This window comes from Sphingomonas sp. GC_Shp_6, assembly GCF_026540835.1.
Lineage (GTDB): Bacteria > Pseudomonadota > Alphaproteobacteria > Sphingomonadales > Sphingomonadaceae > Sphingomonas.
Genome location: NZ_JALNUO010000001.1, coordinates 167623 through 184938 on the forward strand (window position 1 = coordinate 167623; position 17316 = coordinate 184938).

Below are 17316 nucleotides of genomic sequence, written 5' to 3' on the forward strand. Positions count from 1 at the left end.
CAGGCGCCGTGGATCAGTCGGCAATGCCGAGGGCGCGCCTCAGCCGGGCGATGGCATAGCGATCGGCATCATAGGCGCCGCGAACGATCGCGCCCATGCCGAACATCGCGTGCGTGACGCCGGGGAAGGTGCGTTGCTCGACCGTGTCGCCTGCGGCCTTCATCGCGGCGGCCAGCGTCTCGCCGTCCGAGCGGAGCGGATCGATCTGTGCGTTGACGATCGTCGTCGGCGGCAGGCCGTGCAGGTTGGCGCCGACCAGATTGAGCCGCGAATCCTGCAGGTCGGCCGTCCTGTTCGTTTCGTAATAGGCGAACCAGTTCAGCATCGCGCCGTTCAGCGGCCGGGCGTTAGCGGCATCCATCCGCGACGGCAGCGCCATGCTGCTGTTCGCGATCGGATCGACCGCCAGGACATGGACGGGCCTGGTCAGGCCGTCGTCGCGCGCCCGGATGGCGGTGGCGATCGCCAGATTGCCGCCGGCGCCTTCGCCGGCCAGCGCGAGCCTGGCGGTGTCGCCGCCCCAGCTCGCCGCATTGCGCAACACCCAGCGATAGGCGGCGAACGCGTCGTCATGCTGCGCCGGAAACTTGAATTCGGGCGCGTGGCGATATTCGACCGACACGACGATCGCGTTCAGTTGCCGGGAGAACAGCCGGGGCAGCGCGTCATAGGCGGTCACATCCGCGAGCACCCAGCCGCCGCCGTGATAATAGACGATCACGGGCATCGGCGCGCCCGTCGCCGCCACGGGTGTGTAGATCCGCGCATAGTGCATCGGATCGCTGCCATAGGGCAGGTCGCGCGTGGTCACCGCCGGATCGGGCGCGGTGGGCAGGCCCTTCCGGCGCATCACCGCGCGCACCGCATCCGCCGCAGAGGGCTGGATCCGCGCCTCGGCCGGCGTCAGCGTCTCGATCGGCTTCGATCCGAGGCGCGCGAGCTGATCCAGCACCGCCTGCATGTCGGCGGCGGCTACGGGTGGCTGCGTAGCGATGCGCGGGGGCAGGGGCGGTGGCGCGTCCGTCGAAGAGCGCGATTGCGCGGTGGCGGCGCCCGATGCCCCGAGCAACGCGGCGGCCAGTAAAAGCGTGATGGTCATGGATGATGTCCTGTTTCCGCTTCGGCCCCAAACATGGCCGGCAAAGCCTCGTTCCCCCGTCGCGCCGCTGAAAATGGAAGCACTGATGCACATCACAGGGAACAGCTTAAGGCGGAACGCTGCGTGATCTACCGGGTTCTGGTGGCGACATTGCCAAGAACGAGTGTTGCCGCATGCCCGCCATCCTCACCGACGATCTGACGATCGCCTATTCCGAATTCGGGCCATCCTCCGGCCGCCCGGTGCTGCTGCTTCACGGCTGGCCCGACGATGCGTCGAGCTGGGATCGGGTGGCGGCGGCGCTGGCGGACGCGGGGTTGCGCGTGATCGTGCCGACGCTCCGCGGCTTCGGCGAAAGCCGGTTCCGCGGCGATGCGCCGCGCACCGGCAACAGCGCGATCCTGGCGATGGATGCGATCGCGCTGCTGGATGCGCTGGGCATCGACCGGTTCATGGTCGCCGGGCATGATTGGGGCTCGAACGCCGCCGAGGCGCTGGCGGTCGGCTGGCCCGATCGAGTCGAGCGGCTGGCGATGCTGGCCACGCCGCCGCGGATGGGCGGCATGCCGACGCCGCCGTTCGAACAGGCCCAGCGCCAATGGTATCACTGGTTCATGGCCACCGCCCGCGGCGCGCAGGCGGTGCGCGACGATCGCAAGGGCTTCGCGCATATCCACTGGGTGAACTGGTCTCCGCCGGGCTGGTTCGACGAAGCGACGTTCGACCGGGTGGCGCGCGCGTTCGAGAATCCCGACTGGGCCGACGTCACGCTCCACAGCTACCGCGCGCGCTGGGACGAGGCCGCTCCCGATCCGCGCAGCCTGTGGCTGGAGGAGAAGGTGAAGGCGACCCCGGCACTGTCGCTCCCGGCGCTCTATATCCAGGGCGCGCGCGACGGCGTGAACCCGCCCTCCGCCAGCGAACGCGTGCCCGCGAAGTTCACCGGTCCGTTCGCCTTCGTCACGCTCTCGGGCGTCGGCCATTTCCCGCAGCGCGAAGCGCCCGATGCCGTCGCGCGGCACCTGATTCACCTGTTCACCGGCGATCCCGCCGCGCTCACCGACACCACCGACCGGAGCCTCATCATGACCAAGACCAAGCCATTGCTCATCGGCCTCGCCGCGGTGGGCGTCGTCGCCGCTTCGGCGATCGGCGTCGCGCAGGCGCAGACCCGATCGACCGCGCTGACGCAGGTGGCGCAGTTCGATCATCAGGTTACCGGCGTCGCCGTCACCGCCGACGGCCGCCGGTTCGTCAACTTCCCGCGGTGGACCGACGATGCGCCGATCTCGGTCGCCGAGGTGCTGAAGAACGGCACGCTGCGCCCCTATCCCGATGCCAAATGGAACAGCTGGCGCAACGCGCGCGCCAACGAACTGCCGGTCGGCGACTATTTCGTCTGCGTCCAGTCGATCGTGCCCGATGGGCACGGCCATCTCTGGGTGCTCGATCCCGGCGCCCCGGGCAACGAGAAGATCCTGGAGGGTGCGCCCAAGATCGTCCGGATCGATCTCGCCACCAACCGCGTGACGAAGGTCGTGAAGCTGCCGCTCGATGTGGCGCTCCAGGGCACCTATCTCAACGACATCCGCTTCTCGCCCGACGGCAAGACGGGGTACATCACCGACAGCGGCACGCGCGGCGCGATCATCGTGGTCGATCTGGAAACCGGCAAGGGCTTCCGTGCGCTCGACGGCCATGCCTCGACCCAGATCGACAAGACGGTGACCGTCACGGTCGACGGCAAGCCGCTCGTCCGGCCGGATGGCCGCCAGCCCGCCTTCGCCGCGGACGGGATCGCGATCTCCAACGATGGCCGCACGCTCTATTATCAGGCGCTGACGGGCAACACGCTCTATGCGATCGACACCGCGCTGCTGCGCCCGGAGGTCGATGAAGCGGCACGCGCGGCAGGCGTGCGGACGGTGGCGCGCACGCACGTCGCCGACGGGCTGTGGATGAGCAAGGCGGGCACGCTCTACATCACCTCGCCGACCGACAACGGCATCTCCCGCCTCGTCGGCGATCATGTCGAGCCGGTACTGACCGATCGCCGCCTGCGCTGGCCCGATACCTTCTCGGAAGGGCCAGATGGCCGCATCTACGTGACCGCGAGCCACATCCAGGACACGAATTGGTTCAAGCCCGGCGCGCCGGCGTCGATCGTCACCCAGCTCTTCTCCTTCGCGCCTGCGGGGTGACGATCTGGCTGTCCGGTATCCAGCCACGGTAACGCGATCGGCCCGGTGCCGATCGCCCCACCCCCGGCCCATTCACAGATCATAGCTGGGGATGTCGTCCTCCAGCGGAGAAGAGGGGTAGACGACCGGCATGTCGCCGAAATGCCGCTTCACGATGCGATCGCGCCGGTCCATGACATCCTCGTCCGGATCGATCTCATCGGCTTAGTATATGCCACCTCGAAGGTGTTGCCCTGATGAAATATGCGATTTCCGCCCAGCGGTTTTACCCAGATCCTTGAAGACCGGTTGCCCAGTTACGTTGCGATCGAATTGGGCGTATAGTAGCGTTGGCTCCGACGGATAGTGATCGTCGGCCATCAGCAACCCGCCGATCCCAGCCAGCAGCTTTTCCGATTCCGTTTCTGCCATGGCGCTTCTCCGATCGTTCATTGGAAAATTGTTGGCTTTTCTCTTTGCAAATTGTCCGCCGCACATTGATCGTCGACGGCGGAATGGAGTGGCCGCTGAATTGCGGAACGATTTTCACCGCCACCGCCCGTCCGGCACGCTTGTCCCGCGCCCATTCGTTCTCGAGCAGACGGTAGCTGCCCCGGTTGAATTCGCATCTGTGCGAAATGGTTGAAGGCTAGGTGGGACCGTTGAAGCGCGCCGCGACGTAATGACCACCGTCGTCGCTCGCCCTGCGTTCCGCCCCACCTGCCTGCCGCTGTGACGTACGAGACCGCGATGGCGTGTCGGCAATCGTCAACATGCCGGAAACATGCCGCGTTCGTTCTCGCGTGTCGATTTGATAGGTGTAGCCGTTTCGAACGACCGTACGAAATCGCTCGCTTTGCGCGCTTGCAGATCGTGGCGATGCCGTGCCCGTCGCGCCGGAGCGATCCGCAGACCCGATGACGATCCCCGAACCGAGTGAGGAGGCCGGAAGACGTCTTGGCTCGGATGGACCCCATGTTCCCGATGCCCCCGCGCCACCAAAGCTACCGCCGCCACCTCCGGTAAACTCGCCACCGGTCCATGTGCCTCGGTCGCACCGCCGCAACCAACCTTTCCGCCACCACCGCCGGAGAACCCGCCGCCCCACTGCCGCCCAGTATCTACGAAAGTGAACCGTCCGGTTTCGGGATCATGCCATCGATTGAACTTGAGTTCGATCCCATCGGCACTTCTTGGCGATGACAGCCTGCCGCTTCGCAGCCATATCGAGAAGGCACGCCGCCGTTCGTCGTCTGACATGCCGATTATCTGCCGCCCGGCTGCCCACGCGGCGAGAACATCCGAGCAACATTCTCCAACATGTCAAGCCGGAGCCGGCTAGGGCGGCCCGTTCGGCACCTAAGTGATGGTGCCCGGATTTATCCGCAATAAGACTCGCTTGCACGAGTATGGTGCCCAGAAGAGGACTCGAACCTCCACGACCTTGCGATCGCCAGCACCTGAAGCTGGTGCGTCTACCAATTCCGCCATCTGGGCACGGGGTAGGCCGGCGCCTCTAGGGGACGGTCGGCGGCCTTGTCAACTGGGCGCTTGCTGGGGCAAGGGCGATCGCGAGACGAGCGAGGGCAGGACGGGCATGAACGACAGGCTGGTGACGCTGATCGGCGGCGGGGGATTTCTCGGCCGCTACGTGGCGCAGGGGCTGCTGGCGGCGGGCGCGCGCGTGCGGATCGCGCAGCGCGATCCGCGGCAGGCGTATTTTCTGCGGCCGCAGGGCGGGCTGGGGCAGACGCAGTTCGTCGCGATCGACGTGAACCGTCCCGAAACGGTCGCGCGCGCGGTCGAGGGGTCCGATTCGGTGGTGAACCTCGTCGGCATCCTCGGCGGCAATTTCGACCGGATCCATGTCGCCGGCGCGCGGCATGTCGCCGAGGCGGCGCGCGCGGCGGGCGTCGAGTCGCTGATCCACGTCTCCGCGATCGGCGCGGATGCACGCAGCCCGTCGGCTTACGGCCGGTCGAAGGGCGAGGGCGAGGCTGCGGTGCGTGCCGCCTTCGCCGATGCCACGATCATGCGCCCTTCGGTGGTGTTCGGCCCCGAAGATGCGTTCGTGAACCGATTCGCGGGCATGATCGCGAAGCTGCCCGTGGTGCCGGTGATCCGCGCCACCGCGAAGTTCCAGCCGGTGTTCGTCGGCGATGTCGGCGTCGCCATCGCCAACGCCGCCACCGCGCCGCAGGGCACGATGGGCAACACCTATGAGCTGGGCGGACCCGACATACTCGCGATGGGCGCGCTGGTGCGCTGGATCGCCGGCGCGCTTCACCGCGACGTGGCGATCGTCGACGTGCCCGATCTCGTCGGCTCGGCGATCGCACGCGCCGGCATGCTGCCCGGCGCGCCGATCACCTGGGATCAATGGCTGATGCTCCAGCACGACAATGTCGTGTCCGACGGGATGCCGGGGCTGGCCGCGCTGGGCGTCGTGCCCACGCCGCTCGCGTCCGTCGCCCCCGACTGGCTGGTGCGCTTCCGCCGCCAGGGCCGGTTCAACCGCCGCGTCGAGGATCTCGCCGCCTGATCGCTTCGTCCTGAAGGCCCTTCCCGGAGAATCGCGTGACCGACCTGCTGACCGTCATCCTCCTCGGGATCGTGGAGGGCGTGACGGAGTTCCTGCCCGTCTCCTCGACCGGGCATCTGATCCTTGCCACGCGGCTGCTCGGCTATGACGCGGAGCCGTGGAAGGTGTTCAACGTCGTCATCCAGCTCGGCGCCATCCTCGCGATCGTGGTGCTGTACTGGCGCACCTTCTGGGCGGTGCTGATGGGGTTGGCGCGCCGCGAGCCCGCCTCGATCCGCTTCGTGCGCAACCTGCTGGTGGCGTTTCTGCCCGCGGCGGTGATCGGGCTGGCGCTGCACAAGCGGATCGAGGCCCTGCTCGGCAATGCGGACGTCGTTGCAATCGCGCTGATCGTCGGCGGGTTCGCGATCCTGGCGGTCGAGCGGTTCGCGCCGCCGGGAAGAATCTCGGGCGTGGCGGAAATTCCGCTCGGCAAGGTCGTCGGGATCGGCTTTCTCCAGTGCCTCGCGATGGTGCCGGGCGTCAGCCGCTCGGGCGCGACGATCCTCGGCGCGCTGGCATTGGGGGTCGAACGGCGCACCGCGGCCGAGTTCAGCTTCTTCCTCGCCATCCCGACGATGCTGGGCGCGAGCGCGCTCGAACTGTTCAAGGATCGCCACGTGCTGGCAGGCGGGCAGGGCGTGGGGCTGGCGGCGATCGCGATCGGTGCGGCGGTGGCGTTCGTCGTCGCGCTGCTCGTGGTGCGCTGGTTCGTGGGGATCGTCACGAAACATGGCTTCGTGCCGTTCGCGATCTACCGGATCCTTGCCGGTGGTGGTGCGCTGGTGTGGCTCTTGACACGTTAGGGCCACGGCGGACCCTGTTCTTCGGATAGCGGTCGTTTTTGGCACGGCTATCGAAAAACTGGCGCCAATTATGGCAGTATTGCTGCCTATACTAGCAATTCGTGCGTGACTCCGGAGTAAAACGCAACTAATGGCCATGGCGGAGGTCCGTCATGGCGAACGATCGAATGCTGCAATTTGTCGAGCGTGAGCAGGCCTATCCCGGCAAACGGGCTGCTGGCGACCGCGCCGCCGATTTCCGCGAGATCGCGGATCGCTACGCGGTGCCCTCGGCGGAGGATCAGGCCGGGCGCTGCTCGCAATGCGGCGTGCCCTATTGCTCGGTGCATTGTCCGCTGCACAATCACATCCCCGATTGGCTGCGCCTGACCGCCGAGGGGCGGCTGCGTGAAGCCTATGAGCTGAGCAACGCGACGTCGACCATGCCCGAGATCTGCGGCCGGATCTGCCCGCAGGACCGGCTGTGCGAGGGCAATTGCGTGATCGAATTCTCAGGGCATGGCGCAGTGACGATCGGCTCGGTCGAGAAGTTCATCACCGATACGGCGTGGGAAGAGGGCTGGGTCGAGCCGCTCGTGCCCGGCCGGCCGCGCGGTCAGTCGGTGGGTGTGATCGGCGCCGGGCCCGCCGGGCTGACAGCGGCGGAATATCTGCGCGCGGCCGGCTATGACGTGCACGTCTATGACCGGTACGACCGCGCGGGTGGTCTGCTCACCTATGGGATTCCTGGCTTCAAGCTGGAAAAGCCCGTCGTGACGCGGCGCATCGACCGGCTGAAGGCCGGCGGGATCGTCTTCCATCACGGCTTCGCGGTGGGCGAGGATGCGGGTCTCGACGAATTGCGCGCGCGCCACGATGCCATCCTGATCGCGACGGGCGTCTACCGCGCCCGTGCGGTGGACGTGAGCGGCGCAGACTCGGCCGGCGTGGTCGCGGCGCTCGATTATCTGGTCGCGTCGAACCGGAAGGGCTTCGGCGATGCGGTGCCCGCCTTCGACGACGGTTCGCTTGACGCCTATGGCCGCGACGTGATCGTGATCGGCGGCGGCGACACCGCGATGGATTGCGTACGCACCGCCAAGCGGCAGGGCGCGCGATCGGTGAAATGCCTCTACCGCCGCGACCGCGCCAACATGCCGGGCTCGCAGCGCGAGGTCGCCAATGCCGAAGACGAGGGCGTCGAATTCGTCTGGCTCTCCGCCCCCGCCGCCTTCGAGGGCGAGGGCGCGGTGTCGTCGGTGCGCGTCCGCCGCATGCGGCTCGGCGCGCCCGATGCGAGCGGCCGGCGCGCGCCCGAGCCCGATCCGGCGGGCGACGAGACGCTCCACGCCGATCTCGTCATCAAGGCGCTGGGCTTCGACGCGGAGGATCTGCCGACGCTGTTCGGCGCACCCGATCTGGGCGTGAGCCGCTGGGGCACCGTGCTGGTCGACGGCCGCACGCTGATGACGAGCCTCGACGGCGTGTTCGCCGCGGGCGACATCGTGCGCGGCGCGAGCCTGGTCGTGTGGGCGATCCGCGACGGCCGCGACGTGGCCGCGACGATGCAGGCCTGGCTTAAGACCAAGGCGGCGCGCGAACGGGTGGCGGCGTGAGGCTGAAGCAACGCGACATCGATGCCATCAAGCGGGCCACGTCCGAAACCTTCGGCGCGTCCGCGACCGTCCGGCTGGTCGGCAGCCGCGTACGCGACGATCTGCGCGGCGGCGATATCGATCTGCTCATCGAAGCCGACCGCGACGATCGGGCCGAGTGGCGGCGCGTCGGGGCCTATCGCGATGCATTGTTCCGCCACATCGACGAGCAGAAGGTCGATGTCGTGTTGATCGAGCGCGGCAGCACGCCGTCCGCGTTCGCGCGACTCGTCGCCCTGGATGCGGTGCCGCTGCCGTGACGGTCGAGGAGGTGATCCGGGCGTCGGTTGCGCGCTGCGACCGGATCGTTGCCGGCATCGAGGACGTGCGGCCCATCCTCGCCCCGATCCTGCCGGCGACGGATGATGATCTCAGCCAGTCGCCGCTGCTCGAGCGTATCGCGTCCATCGCGATGCTGAAGCGTTACGAGCAGTTGCAGGACATGCTGGGCGGTCTGTTCCGCGCGTATCTGAGCTGGGAGGCGGAGGATGTGCGCGCGACGACCAGACGCGATCAGGCGAGCCAGCTCGAGAAGATGGGGATCGTCGATGATGCCGACGAGTGGATCGACGCCGTCGAGCTGTGGAACCGCCCGGTCCGCGAATATCCGATCGCGGAAAGCGAACAGGTCGATCGGGTGAACGACACCTGGGCCGCGATGCAGCGGCTGACGACAACTTACGCGGTGCCGCGAACGCGCATCGCCGCTCGGGGATTGCTGCCATGACCGACGAACGCACCCGCCTTGCCGAACACGGCATGTATCGCCCCGACTATGAATCCGACGCGTGTGGCGTCGGCCTCGTCGCCGCGACCGACGGCAAGGCGTCGCGCCGCGTCGTGCAGTCCGCGATCGATGCGCTGAAGGCGGTGTGGCACCGCGGCGCGGTCGATGCCGACGGCAAGACGGGCGACGGCGCGGGGCTCCACGTCGATCTGCCGCATCGGTTCTTCGACGATGCGATCGCAGGGTCCGGCCATAAGGTGCGGCCGAACCGGCTGGCGGTCGGCATGATCTTCCTGCCGCGCACCGATCTGGGCGCGCAGGAATCCTGCCGCACGATCGTCGAATCGGCGATCATCGAGGCGGGCTACACCATCTATGGCTGGCGCCAGGTGCCGGTCGATGTGTCGGTGATCGGCATGAAGGGGCAGGCGACGCGTCCCGAGATCGAGCAGATCATGATTGCCGGCCCGCTGCCCGAGGATCAGGATGCGGGCGAATTCGAGAAGAATCTCTATCTCGTCCGCCGCCGCATCGAAAAGCGCGTCATCGCGGCGCAGTTGCAGGGCTTCTATATCTGCAGCCTGTCGTGCCGCTCGATCGTCTACAAGGGGCTGTTCCTCGCCGAATCGCTGTCGATCTTCTACCCCGACCTGACCGACCGGCGCTTCGAATCGCGTGTCGCGATCTTCCACCAGCGTTATTCGACCAACACCTTCCCGCAATGGTGGCTGGCGCAGCCGTTCCGCTGCCTGGCGCATAACGGCGAGATCAACACGATCCGCGGCAACAAGAACTGGATGCTCAGCCACGAGATCCGCATGGCGAGCCTCGCCTTCGGCGAGGATTCGGAGGACATCAAGCCGGTGATCCCGGCGGGCGCCTCCGACACCGCGGCGCTCGACGCGGTGTTCGAGGCGATCTGCCGGTCGGGCCGCGACGCCCCCACCGCCAAGCTGATGCTGGTGCCCGAAGCGCTGGACGAGCGCGGCGACACGCCCGACGCGCATGCCGCGATGTATCGTTATTATGCGAGCGTCATGGAGCCGTGGGATGGCCCCGCCGCGCTGGCCATGACCGATGGCCGCTGGGCGGTCGCGGGGATGGACCGCAACGCGCTGCGCCCGCTGCGCTACACCCGCACGTCGGATGGGCTGCTGATCGTCGGCTCCGAGAGCGGCATGGTGGTGGTCCCCGAAAGCACGATCGTCGCCAAGGGCCGGCTGGGGCCGGGGCAGATGATCGCGGTCGATCTCGACGAGGGCGTGGTGCTTGAGGATCGCGCCGTGAAGGACCGGATCGCGGGCGAGGCGGATTATGCCGCGATGACCGGTGCGTTCCTGACGATCGGCGATCTGCCGGCCAGCGACACCGTCATGCGCTATCCGCGCGCCGAACTGACGCGGCGGCAGGTCGCGGCGGGGCAGACCGTCGAAGACATGGAGCTGATCCTGTCGCCGATGATCGATGGCGCCAAGGAAGCGATCGGATCGATGGGCGACGACACGCCGCTCGCGGTCATTTCCGACAAGCCGCGGCTCATCAGCCAGTTCTTCCGCCAGAATTTCAGCCAGGTGACCAACCCGCCAATCGATTCGCTGCGGGAACGCCATGTGATGTCGCTGAAGACGCGGTTCGGCAATCTGGCCAACATCCTCGATACCGAGGATCGGCGCACGCGCGTGCTGGTGCTCGATTCGCCCGTGCTGACCTGTGCGGACTGGGATCGGCTGAAGGCGCATTTCGCCGGCAGCGCCGCGACGATCGACTGCACCTTCGATGCCGGGGGCGGCCCCGAACGGCTGCGCGCGGCGATCCAGCGGATTCGCAACGAGGCCGAACAGGCGGTGCGCCAGGGCAAGAGCGAATTGTTCCTCACCGACGAGCAGGTCTGCGAAGACCGGGTGGCGATCGCTGGCGTGCTCGCCGCGGCCGCGGTGCACACGCATCTCGTGCGGCGCGGCCTGCGGTCGTACGCCAGCATCAACGTGCGCAGCGCCGAATGCCTCGACACGCATTATTATGCGGTGCTGATCGGCGTGGGCGCGACGACGGTGAACGCCTATCTGGCCGAAGCCGCGATCGCGGACCGCCATGCGCGCGGGCTGTTCGGCGATCTGGCGTTCGACCAGTGCCTGGCACGGCACCGCACCGCGATCGAGGACGGGCTGCTCAAGATCATCTCGAAAATGGGCATCGCGGTGATCTCGTCCTACCGCGGCGGCTATAATTTCGAGGCGGTGGGGCTCAGCCGCGCGCTGGTGAACGATCTGTTCCCCGGCATGCCGGCCAAGATCAGCGGCGAGGGCTATGCCTCGCTCCATCTGAATGCCGCACTGCGCCACGAGGCGGCGTTCGACGCGGCGGTCGCGACGCTGCCGATCGGCGGCTTCTATCGCCAGCGGCACACCGGGGAGACGCACGCCTATTCCGCGCAACTGATGCACCTGCTGCAAAGCGCGGTGGCGACCGACAGCTATTCGCAATATCTGCAGTTCGCGCGCGGCGTGGCGGATATGCCGCCGGTCTATCTGCGCGACCTGCTACAGTTCAACTTTCCGGCCGAGGGCGTGCCCGTCGACCAGGTCGAGGCGATCACCGAAATCCGCAAGCGCTTCGTCACGCCCGGCATGTCGCTCGGCGCGCTGTCGCCCGAGGCGCACGAGACGCTGGCGATCGCCATGAACCGGATCGGCGCCAAGGCGGTGTCGGGCGAGGGCGGCGAGGACGTGCTGCGCTACAAGCCCTATGCCAACGGCGACAACGCCAATTCGGGCGTGAAGCAGATCGCCAGCGGGCGCTTCGGCGTCACCGCGGAATATCTGAACGCCTGCGAGGAGATCGAGATCAAGGTGGCGCAGGGCGCCAAGCCCGGCGAGGGCGGGCAGTTGCCCGGGTTCAAGGTGACCGAATTCATCGCGAAGTTGCGCCACGCAACTCCGGGCGTGACGCTCATCAGCCCGCCGCCGCATCACGACATCTATTCGATCGAGGATCTGGCGCAGCTCATCTATGATCTGAAGCAGATCAACCCGCGTGCGCGTGTGTGTGTGAAGCTCGTCAGCTCGGCGGGGATCGGCACCGTCGCGGCGGGCGTGGCCAAGGCGCATGCGGACGTGATCCTCGTCTCGGGCCATGTCGGCGGCACCGGGGCGTCGCCGCAGACCAGCATCAAATATGCCGGCACGCCGTGGGAAATGGGCCTCAGCGAGGTCAACCAGACGCTGACGCTCAACGGCCTGCGCGGTCGGATCCGGCTGCGCGCCGATGGCGGTCTGAAGACCGGGCGCGACATCGTGATCGCCGCGATCCTGGGTGCCGAGGAGTTCGGTATCGGCACGCTCTCGCTCGTTGCGATGGGCTGCATCATGGTGCGGCAATGCCATTCCAACACCTGCCCGGTGGGCGTGTGCGTGCAGGACGAGCGGCTGCGCGCCAAATTCACGGGCACGCCCGAAAAGGTCATCAACCTGATGACCTTCATCGCCGAGGAGGTGCGCGACATTCTCGCCCGGCTCGGCTTCCGCAGCCTGGACGAGGTGATCGGGCAGACGCAGTTGCTGCGCCAGGTAAGCCGCGGCGCCGAGCATCTCGACGATCTCGATCTGAATCCGATCCTCGCCAAGGTGGATGCCACGGACGCCGAACGGCGCTTCTCACTTGCGACCTTCCGCAATGCGGTGCCCGACAGCCTGGATGCGCAGATCATCAAGGACGCCGCCGCCGTGTTCAGCCGCGGCGAGAAGATGCAGCTCACCTATTCGGTGCGCAACACGCACCGGGCGGTCGGCACCAGCCTGTCGGGCGAGATCACGCGCACCTTCGGGATGAGCGCGCTCGCCGACGGGCACGTCACGGTGCGGCTGCGCGGCAGTGCGGGGCAGTCGCTCGGCGCGTTCCTGTGCAAGGGCGTGACGCTCGAGGTGTTCGGCGACGCCAACGACTATGTCGGCAAGGGGCTGTCGGGCGGCACCATCATCGTGCGGCCCGCGGTGTCGTCGCCGCTCGCCAGCCAGGACAACACGATTATCGGCAACACCGTGCTCTATGGCGCGACGAGCGGCCGGCTGTTCGCGGCGGGCCAGGCGGGCGAGCGGTTCGCGGTGCGCAATTCGGGCGCGACCGTGGTGGTCGAGGGCTGCGGCGCCAATGGCTGCGAATATATGACCGGCGGCATCGCCGTCGTGCTGGGGCAGGTCGGCACGAATTTCGGCGCTGGGATGACGGGCGGGATGGCATTCGTCTACGATCCGCACGGTGCGTTCGCGCGCCGCGCCAATCCCGAGGGAATCGTGTGGCAGCGCCTCGCATCGCTCCACTGGGCGAGCGTGCTGCAGGATCTGGTGCGCGAGCACGCGCGCGCCACGGACAGCAAATGGTCGCGCGGGCTGATCGAGGATTGGGACCGTGTCGCGGGTGATTTCTGGCAGGTGGTGCCAAAGGAAATGCTGACGCGGCTGGCGCATCCGCTGGATGACGCCGAGGCGCTCGTCGCGGCGGAGTAGCGCTTGGCATAGGCCGTCCGGCGGGCCTACACGGGCGGGATGTGGCAACTCTACCAATTCCCGCTCTGCCCGTTCAGCCGCAAGGTGCGTCTCCTGCTGGGGGAGAAGAGCGTCGGCTATGAATTGGTGCGCGAATCGCCCTGGGACCGGCGCGACGAATTTCTTGACATGAACCCCGCCGGGCAGACCCCGGTGATGACCGACGCGGCGCGCGGCCTGTTGCTGATCGATTCGATGGCGATCTGCGAATATCTCGAGGAGACGGTCGACAAGGCGGCGATGATCAACGGCCCCGCCGCCAACCGTGCCGAGATCCGCCGGCTCGTCACCTGGTTCGACACGCAATTCTACCGCGACGTCACCGGCCCGCTGCTCCACGAACGCATGGTGAAACGGCTCGCCCACCGCGCCGCGCCCGATGCCAAGGGGCTGCGCGAGGCGATGAAGGCGGCCGTCGGGCATCTCGATTACACCGATTATCTGCTCGATCACCGCAACTGGCTGGGCGGCGCGACGATGAGCCTCGCCGATCTGGCGGCGGCGGCGCAGATCTCGGTGGCGGATTATCTGGGCGGCATCGACTGGAAGAGCCACGAGCAGACCGCGCGCTGGTATCGCGGCTTCAAGAGTCGGCCAAGCTTCCGCCCGCTGTTGTCCGAACGGATGGAGCTGATCGGGCCGCCCGCCCATTACGACAATGTCGATTTCTGATGCACGTCGCGCATGATCCCGCCGCCCCGGCGGCCGATTTGATCGGCTTCGAGGATTTTCTGAAGGTCGACATCCGCGTCGGCACCGTGATCGCGGCCGAGCCCTTCGCCAAGGCGCGCAAGCCCGCGCTGATCCTGACGATCGATTTCGGCCCGACGGTGGGCGTGAAGCGATCGTCCGCGCAGATCGTGGAGCATCATCCGCCCGAGACGCTGATCGGGCGTCAGGTGGCGGCGGTCGTCAATTTTCCGCCGCGACAGATCGGGCCGATGATGTCCGAGGTGCTGACGCTCGGCTTCCCCGATGCCGCGGGCAAGGTGGTGCTGGTGACGCCCGCCGCGCCGGTGCCGAACGGCGGCCGGCTCTTCTGATCGCGCCAGCGCGGCGCGGTTTCTGCGTCAGGCGAGGCTTTTCGACGCCTGTTCGAACAGATCCTTCGACACGCCGGGTGCGGCGACGATCCGTTCCAGCTCGCCCCGCATCAGCGCCGCACGCCCGGCATCGAAGCGGCGCCAGCGCGCGAGCGGCGGCAGCAGCTTGGCGGCGGTCTGCGGGTTCAGCCGGTCGAGCGCCAGGATCTCGTCCGCAAGGAAGCGATAGCCCGAACCGTCGGCGGCGTTGAACGCGCGCTGGTTCGCGCCGAACGCGCCGATCAGCGCGCGCGCGCGATTGGGGTTGGCGAGCGTGAAATCGGGGTGCTCCGCCAGGGCGCGGACCACCGCCCCCGCATCGTCGCGCGGCGACAGCGCCTGCGTCTGGAACCATTTGTCCAGCACCAGCGGATTGTCGCGATAGCGGTTGTAGAAGATATCGAGCGCCGCCTCGCGCAGATCGGACGGGCCGGCGACGAGCGTGGTCAGCGCGCCCTGGCGATCGGTCATGTTGTCCGCCTGTTCGAACTGCGCGAAGGCGAGTGCCGCGCCGTCGCCCGCGCCGCTCGCCGCCAGATAGCCGAGCGCCACGCTGCGCAGCCGCCGCAGCCCCTTGTCCTCGGGCGTGTAGCGATAGGGGCGTTCCGTGGGCAGCGCATGCGCGCGGCGCCACGGCCCCTCCAGCGCGCGGCCGAGGTCGCGGCGCAGCGCCTCACGCGCGTGGAAGATCGCCTGCGGATCGACGGTCGCCATCTGGTCGCCGATGAAGCTTTCGGACGGCAGCATCACCGCCTCTGCGACGAACGCGCGGTCGAGGCCGGGGTCCGCCAGCGTATGCGCCACCGCATCGATCACCGGCTGGTGATTCGCCGCACGGCCGGCGGCCGACGTCACCAACGTATCGAGCATGAGCTGCTGCATCGCCTCGTAGCGCGCGAAGGGATCGTCGTCATGCGCGCCGAGAAAGGCGAGGTCCGCCTGGCTTCGATCGCTCTCGATCACGACGGGCGCCGAAAAGCCGCGGTTGATCGATAGCACCGCGCGCTCGGTCAGCCCCTCGAATGCTATCGCGGCGTGCGGCGAATCCAGCAGCACCAGCCGCTCGTCGATCAGCGCGCGTCCGCTTTCCGCGCCGAACAGCCGGATCTTCAGCGGCAGCACCATGGGCTGTTTGCGCTCCTGCCCCGGTGTCGGCGGCACATGTTGGGCGAGATGGAGCGTCGCCCGCTCCCCTTCCTGCACCAGGCTGGCGGAGACGCGCGGCGTGCCCGCCTGCGCATACCAGAGGCGGAACTGCGTGAGGTCGATCCCGCCTGCCTCCTCCATGCAGGCGACATAGTCCTCGCAGGTGGCGGCGGTGCCGTCGAACCGGTCGAAATACAGATCGGTCGCCGCGCGGAACTTCACTGGCCCCAGCATCGTCGCCATCATCCGAATAAGCTCGGCGCCCTTGTTGTAGATGGTAGCGGTGTAGAAGTTGCTGATCTCCTGATAGCTGTCGGGGCGCACCGGGTGCGCGAGCGGGCCGGCATCCTCCGGGAACTGCGCCGCGCGCAGGCCGCGCACATCCTCGATCCGCTTGACCGCGGGCGAGCCCTGGTCGGCGGAGAAGCCCTGGTCGCGATAGACGGTGAAGCCTTCCTTGAGGCTCAACTGGAACCAGTCGCGGCAGGTGATCCGGTTGCCCGACCAGTTATGGAAATACTCGTGCGCGACGACGGCGGCGATCGCGTCGTAATCATAATCGGTCGCGGTGTCGGGATCGGCGAGGATGTAGCGGCTGTTGAAGATGTTCAGCCCCTTGTTCTCCATCGCGCCGAAGTTGAAATCGTCCACGGCGACGATGTTGAACACGTCGAGATCATATTCGCGGCCATAGACGCGCTCGTCCCACGCCATCGCCAGTTTCAGCGCATCGAGCGCGTGCGCGGTCTTGGCCAGATCGGCGGCGCGCACCCAGATGCCGAGCCGCACGCGGCGGCCCGAGCGCGTGACGAATTCGGCGCGGTTCTCGGCGAGGTCGCCCGCGACGAGCGCGAAGAGGTAGCTCGGCTTGGGGAAGGGGTCGTGCCATTCCGCCCAGTGGCGGCCGTCTCCCGCATCGCCCTGCGCGACCGGGTCGCCGTTCGCGAGCAGCACCGGATAGCGCGCGGCATCGGCCGTCATCCGCACGGTGTAGACGCTCAGCACGTCGGGGCGATCGGGGAAGAAGGTGATCCGGCGAAAGCCCTCCGCCTCGCACTGGGTGCACAGGTTTCCGCCGCTGGCGTAGAGGCCCATCAACTGGGTGTTGCGATCGGGCGCGATGCGCACCTCGGTCTCGATGCGGTGCCGGTCGCCGGCGAGCGGGATCACGAGCTGGTCGCCCTCGATCCGCCAATCGTTCACCGCCACGCCGTCGACGCGGACGGCGAGTGGCTGCTGCCCGGCGCCGTCGAGGCGCAGCGGGGCGTCGTGCGCGCCGTTGCGCGTGACCGTCAGCGCGGCCGTGACGCGCGTGTTCGCCGCATCCAGGTCGAAGTCGAGCGCAACGGTCGGCACCAGCCATTCGGGCGGTCGGTAATCTTCACGCTGCGTGACGGCGGGCTGGGCGAAGTGGTGGCGGGCGTCGAGCATCGTCTCGATATAGGCCAAGCCCGTCGCGCCGCCAGCCAAAGCTTGCATGGAGATGTTCGCGTGAACAAACGCCCGGGATCGCGCACGGC

Annotated in this window: 11 protein-coding genes, 1 tRNA gene and 1 pseudogene; 9 read left to right on the forward strand and 4 right to left on the reverse strand. The window is 67.7% G+C overall.

Features of this window, described 5'->3' with window-relative positions:
- Nucleotides 1-13 precede the first annotated feature (13 nt).
- On the reverse strand, nucleotides 14-1099 hold the full coding sequence (locus OXQ95_RS00930; protein WP_267378407.1) for an alpha/beta hydrolase: 1086 nt from the start codon (nucleotides 1097-1099) through the stop codon (nucleotides 14-16).
- 173 nt (nucleotides 1100-1272) lie between these two features.
- On the opposite strand from OXQ95_RS00930, the gene OXQ95_RS00935 reads away from it, so the two are divergent.
- Nucleotides 1273-3300 (forward strand): alpha/beta fold hydrolase, encoded by a 2028-nt coding sequence (locus OXQ95_RS00935; RefSeq protein WP_267378410.1) that lies wholly within the window; start codon nucleotides 1273-1275, stop codon nucleotides 3298-3300.
- A gap of 265 nt (nucleotides 3301-3565) precedes the next feature.
- On the opposite strand, the pseudogene OXQ95_RS00940 reads toward OXQ95_RS00935, so the two are convergent.
- A pseudogene (locus OXQ95_RS00940) lies at nucleotides 3566-4387 on the reverse strand (DNA/RNA non-specific endonuclease).
- A gap of 302 nt (nucleotides 4388-4689) precedes the next feature.
- Nucleotides 4690-4776, reverse strand: a tRNA-Leu gene (locus OXQ95_RS00945).
- Nucleotides 4777-4876: 100 nt separating this feature from the next.
- Between OXQ95_RS00945 and OXQ95_RS00950 the strand changes: the two genes are divergently transcribed.
- The 8 genes from OXQ95_RS00950 to OXQ95_RS00985 all read left to right on the forward strand — a co-directional run bounded on the left by OXQ95_RS00950 (nucleotide 4877) and on the right by OXQ95_RS00985 (nucleotide 14611).
- Entirely contained in the window at nucleotides 4877-5821 is a 945-nt protein-coding gene (locus OXQ95_RS00950; RefSeq protein WP_267378413.1) for a complex I NDUFA9 subunit family protein, read from the forward strand.
- Between the two features lie 35 nt (nucleotides 5822-5856).
- Nucleotides 5857-6666, forward strand: a complete 810-nt coding sequence (locus OXQ95_RS00955; protein ID WP_242096596.1) for an undecaprenyl-diphosphate phosphatase — start codon at nucleotides 5857-5859, stop codon at nucleotides 6664-6666.
- A 152-nt stretch (nucleotides 6667-6818) separates the two neighbouring features.
- Nucleotides 6819-8261: an NAD(P)-dependent oxidoreductase gene (locus OXQ95_RS00960; protein WP_242096595.1), complete on the forward strand. Its 1443-nt coding sequence runs from the start codon at nucleotides 6819-6821 to the stop codon at nucleotides 8259-8261.
- Complete coding sequence (locus OXQ95_RS00965; RefSeq protein ID WP_267378421.1) at nucleotides 8258-8560, forward strand: nucleotidyltransferase domain-containing protein; 303 nt, start codon at nucleotides 8258-8260, stop codon at nucleotides 8558-8560. Before OXQ95_RS00960 ends, OXQ95_RS00965 begins: the two co-directional genes overlap by 4 nt.
- The gene (locus OXQ95_RS00970; RefSeq protein WP_267378424.1) at nucleotides 8557-9027 is read left to right on the forward strand and encodes a hypothetical protein; all 471 of its coding nucleotides are present in this window, start codon (nucleotides 8557-8559) and stop codon (nucleotides 9025-9027) included. The genes OXQ95_RS00965 and OXQ95_RS00970 overlap by 4 nt, the downstream gene beginning before the upstream one ends.
- Nucleotides 9024-13529: a glutamate synthase large subunit gene (gene gltB / locus OXQ95_RS00975; RefSeq protein WP_267378427.1), complete on the forward strand. Its 4506-nt coding sequence runs from the start codon at nucleotides 9024-9026 to the stop codon at nucleotides 13527-13529. Before OXQ95_RS00970 ends, gltB begins: the two co-directional genes overlap by 4 nt.
- Before the next feature lie 39 nt (nucleotides 13530-13568).
- Nucleotides 13569-14240, forward strand: coding sequence for a glutathione S-transferase family protein (locus OXQ95_RS00980; RefSeq protein ID WP_267378430.1), 672 nt, complete (start codon nucleotides 13569-13571; stop codon nucleotides 14238-14240).
- Nucleotides 14240-14611, forward strand: a complete 372-nt coding sequence (locus tag OXQ95_RS00985) for a tRNA-binding protein (protein WP_267378433.1) — start codon at nucleotides 14240-14242, stop codon at nucleotides 14609-14611. Before OXQ95_RS00980 ends, OXQ95_RS00985 begins: the two co-directional genes overlap by 1 nt.
- A gap of 27 nt (nucleotides 14612-14638) precedes the next feature.
- On the opposite strand, the gene pepN is transcribed toward OXQ95_RS00985, so the two are convergent.
- Nucleotides 14639-17227, reverse strand: coding sequence for an aminopeptidase N (pepN, locus tag OXQ95_RS00990; RefSeq protein WP_267379237.1), 2589 nt, complete (start codon nucleotides 17225-17227; stop codon nucleotides 14639-14641).
- Between the last annotated feature and the right edge of the window lie 89 nt (nucleotides 17228-17316).

Excerpts from the sequence above, each read along its gene's own strand:
- OXQ95_RS00930 (WP_267378407.1), bottom strand. The coding sequence starts at position 1,099 with ATGACCATCACGCTTTTACTGGCCGCCGCGTTGCTCGGGGCATCGGGC.
- OXQ95_RS00935 (WP_267378410.1), top strand. The coding sequence starts at position 1,273 with ATGCCCGCCATCCTCACCGACGATCTGACGATCGCCTATTCCGAATTC.
- OXQ95_RS00950 (WP_267378413.1), top strand. The coding sequence starts at position 4,877 with ATGAACGACAGGCTGGTGACGCTGATCGGCGGCGGGGGATTTCTCGGC.
- OXQ95_RS00960 (WP_242096595.1), top strand. The coding sequence starts at position 6,819 with ATGGCGAACGATCGAATGCTGCAATTTGTCGAGCGTGAGCAGGCCTAT.
- gltB (WP_267378427.1), top strand. The coding sequence starts at position 9,024 with ATGACCGACGAACGCACCCGCCTTGCCGAACACGGCATGTATCGCCCC.
- OXQ95_RS00980 (WP_267378430.1), top strand. The coding sequence starts at position 13,569 with ATGTGGCAACTCTACCAATTCCCGCTCTGCCCGTTCAGCCGCAAGGTG.
- OXQ95_RS00985 (WP_267378433.1), top strand. The coding sequence starts at position 14,240 with ATGCACGTCGCGCATGATCCCGCCGCCCCGGCGGCCGATTTGATCGGC.
- pepN (WP_267379237.1), bottom strand. The coding sequence starts at position 17,227 with ATGCTCGACGCCCGCCACCACTTCGCCCAGCCCGCCGTCACGCAGCGT.